Here is a 3,564-nt window from a genome sequence, read left to right as displayed (position 1 = left end):
AGCGCCGTGATGAGCGGCCCTCGTACCGTCGTGATGACGACCGCGGTGGGTTCCGCCGGGACGACCGCCGTGACGATCGTCGTGACGACCGCCGCGACGACCGGGCGCGTGGGCCTCGCCGTGATGACCGCGACGGTGGTTTCCGGGGTGGTCGGGACGACCGCGGTCCGCGTCGTCCGTACGGTCAGGGCGGGGGCCGCGACGACCGGCGCTCCGGCGGCGGCGGTGGGTTCAAGCGCCGTGACGACCGCACCGGCGGCTACGGGCGTCGCGAAGAGCGTGGCAGGGACCGCGACCGTGAGCCGATCAGGCGGCTGCCGATCCCCGAGGACGTCACCGGCGAGGAGATCGACAAGGGCGTGCGGCAGGAGCTGATGAGCCTGCCGAAGACCCTCGCCGAGGACGTCGCGAAGAACCTCGTCATGGTGGCCAAGCTGCTGGACGACGAACCCGAGCGGGCGTACCAGTACTCGCGCGTCGCCCTGCGGCTCGCCTCCCGGGTGGCCGCCGTGCGCGAGGCCGCGGGCTTCGCCTCGTACGCCGTCGGGAAGTACGCCGAGGCGCTCGCGGAGTTCCGTGCCGCGCGCCGGATGACCGGCAACTCCGAGCTGTGGCCGGTGATGGCCGACTGCGAGCGCGGCATGGGCCGTCCCGAGCGGGCGCTGGCCATGGCCGGTGAGCCGGAGGTGCAGAAGCTGGACCGGGCCGGTCAGGTCGAGATGCGGATGGTGGCCGCCGGCGCCCGGCGCGACATGGGTCAGGCCGACGCCGCCGTGGTCACCCTGCAGAGCCCGGAGTTGGCCTCGAACTCCATCCAGCCCTGGACCGCCCGGCTGCGCTACGCGTACGCCGACGCGCTGCTGGCGGTCGGCCGCGAGGACGAGGCCCGGGAGTGGTTCGCCAAGGCGCTGGAGGCGGATCAGAGCGGGAGCACGGACGCGTCGGACCGGCTCGCCGAGCTGGACGGGGTCGAGTTCGTGGACGCCCTCGATCCCGAGGAGGCGGCGGACGACGACGCCCGCCAGCCGGTCGAGGAATCGACAGTCGAGGAGCCGGAGGTCGAGGAGCCGGAGGTCGACGAGCTCCTGGCCGACGGGGACATGGTCGAGCCCGAGGGCGACGATGCCGAGGACGTCGAGCCGGTGGCCGAGGCCACGTCCGAGGGCCAGGCAGCCGGGTCCGACGAGGATGGCGACGACCGCTGATGCCATGACATGAGGGGGCGGGACCCCGGACCGGGATCCCGCCCCCTTCGCATGTCCGCTCGCATGTCCGCCCCCGAAGGGCTCAGCCCAGCGTCAGGCTCCGCAGCACCAGCCCCGTCGCCGGCTTCGGCCCGAAGGACGTCGACTTGTGCGGCATCGCGACTCCCTGCCGCGCCAGGTCGTGCACGACGTCCTCGCGCACCGGATGCATCAGCACCGCCGTGCCGCCCAGCCGCTCCGCCTGCTCGACGGCCGCCGTCGGGTCGTGGAGGTAGCCGATGTGCTCGGGCGTGTCCGGGACGTTCCACAGATGGTCCAGCAGGGTGTGGTGGAGCACCGTCGCGTCCAGCGTCCGCCAAGCCGCCGGGCGTCTGTCGGGGACCGTACGGGCCAGCAGCTCCGGATCCGGCCGGTCCAGGAGGTGGAAGCGGCCGTCCCCGGCCAGCAGGAAGGCGTTCGGCGCGCCGGGCTCGGCGCGCGCCGCCTCGGCCACCTCGGCGAGCGTCTCCAGGGCGTGCGGCAGCGGGCCGTCGATCGTCCGCACCCGGAAGGCGCGCCGCACCGCCGGAAGCGCCTGGTCCGGGGGCAGCCGGCGGAGCAGCCGGTGGATGGCCCGGACCCGGAGCGGATAGCGGGCGGTGTCGACGAGCAGGACGAGCCCGAAGTCCCAGGGGCCGGGCTCCCGTCGCTCCTCGCGCAGCCGCAGATAGGTGGCCCAGCGGTGGTGCCCGTCGGCGATGAGGGCCTGGTGGTGGCGGAGGTCGGTGGAGACCTCCACGAGGTCGGCCGGGTTCGTGACCCGCCACAGATGGTGGTCGACGCCGTCCTCGGTGGTCGTGGAGAGCAACGGCTCGCGCAGGATGGTGCGTTCGATCACCTGCGCCGCCCCGCCGGTCCCCTGCCCGGCGGCTCCGTTCACTGAGGCCCCGTTTCCCGAAGTGCCGTTCCCGTTGCCGCGGTAGGCGAGCAGCAGCGGCTCCAGATGGGCGGCGGTGGCGCGCATCAGATCGGCTCGGTCCTCGACGATATGCGGCATGACCTCCTCGTGGGGGAGGACGATGCCCTCCTCGCGGGGGCTCAGCCGCAGCGCGCCGATCAGCCCGCGCTGGAGGGTCGGGCCGTCGCGCTGCTCGTAGACGTAGAGCGCGGGTTCGGGGTCCGGGGCGAGCACTCCGTCCGCCTGCCAGCGGCGCAGCGTCTCGGCGGCCTGGCGGTGGCGGGCCTCCGGGGTCCCGGCCTGCGGCAGGATCAGCCGGACGATGTTGTACGGGTCCGCCGTCTCGAGCTCGCGCAGGCCCTCGGGCCTGACCACCACGTCGTAGGGCGGTGAGGTGACGGCGGCGAGACTGCCGACCCGCTCCGCGACATAGCGCAGCCCCCGGAAGGGGGTGAGCTGCAGACCTTGTCCGCCAGGCCCTGGAATGCTCATCAGTGAATGTTATGCCCCGCGCGGGGATACGCGATGATCGGGGAGAAGCGCACAGATCTGCGAGGAGTGGCCCCCATGAACCAGCCCGTCCGCACCCGGCCCGAGTCCAGCCGGCAGTCGCTGAACGAGGCGTACGACACGGCTCTGCTGGACCTCGACGGGGTGGTGTACGCGGGCGGCGAGGCCATTGACCATGCCGTGGAGTCGCTGGTCACCGCGCGGGACGGCGGGATGCGGCTGGCGTATGTGACCAACAACGCGCTGCGGACGCCGGAGGTGGTGGCCGAGCATCTGACCCGGCTCGGGATGCCCGCCACCCCCGACGATGTGATCACCTCCGCGCAGGCGGTCGCCCGGCTGATCTCCGAGCAGTTGCCGAAGGGGGCGAGGGTGCTGGTGATCGGCGGGGAGGGGCTGCGGGTGGCGCTGCGCGAGCGCGGGCTGACGCCGGTGGACTCGGCCGACGACGACCCGGCGGCGGTGGCCCAGGGGTACGGCGGGCCGGACATGCCCTGGGCGCGGCTGATGGAGGCGGGGTACGCGGTGGCGCGCGGAGTGCCGTGGTTCGCCTCCAACCTGGACCTGACGATCCCCAGCGGACGGGGCATCGCCCCGGGCAACGGCGCGGCGGTGGAGGTCGTACGCATCGTGGCGGGCACGTCCCCGCAGGCCGCGGGGAAGCCGCTGCCGCCGATGCACCGGGAGACGATCCTGCGGACCGGCGCCCGGCGGCCGCTGGTGGTCGGGGACCGGCTGGACACCGATATCGAGGGCGCGTACGCGGGCGGGGTGGACTCGTTGCTGGTGCTGACCGGGGTGACGACGCCCGCACAGCTGCTGGCCGCCGAGCCCGGGCACCGGCCCTCGTATGTGGACCGCGACTTGCGGGGGCTGCTCACCCCGCAGCCGGAGGTGGAGCGGGACGAGGAG

3 protein-coding genes are annotated in these 3,564 nt (G+C 73.8%); 2 read left to right on the top strand and 1 reads right to left on the bottom strand.

What is annotated here, in order from left to right:
- Positions 1-359 precede the first annotated feature (359 nt).
- On the top strand, positions 360-1,205 hold the full coding sequence (locus GWI24_RS42055) for a tetratricopeptide repeat protein (protein WP_210951287.1): 846 nt from the start codon (positions 360-362) through the stop codon (positions 1,203-1,205).
- Positions 1,206-1,287: 82 nt separating this feature from the next.
- Here the strand turns inward: GWI24_RS42055 and GWI24_RS42050 are convergent, their stop codons facing one another.
- On the bottom strand, positions 1,288-2,634 hold the full coding sequence (locus GWI24_RS42050) for a DUF1015 family protein (protein ID WP_210951286.1): 1,347 nt from the start codon (positions 2,632-2,634) through the stop codon (positions 1,288-1,290).
- Positions 2,635-2,709: 75 nt separating this feature from the next.
- Here GWI24_RS42050 and GWI24_RS42045 point away from each other — a divergent pair.
- Positions 2,710-3,564 (top strand): HAD hydrolase-like protein (locus GWI24_RS42045; protein WP_210951285.1); only part of this gene is annotated, 855 nt, incomplete at its 3' end.

It is taken from the genome of Streptomyces sp. MK37H, assembly GCF_018035285.1.
Lineage (GTDB): Bacteria > Actinomycetota > Actinomycetes > Streptomycetales > Streptomycetaceae > Streptomyces > Streptomyces endocoffeicus.
The sequence above is the reverse complement of the archived record's forward strand: the minus strand, read 5'-3'. Positions and strand labels throughout refer to the sequence as shown.

Coding starts and splice junctions, on each gene's coding strand:
- GWI24_RS42050 (WP_210951286.1), bottom strand. CDS start 2,634: ATGAGCATTCCAGGGCCTGGCGGACAAGGTCTGCAGCTCACCCCCTTC.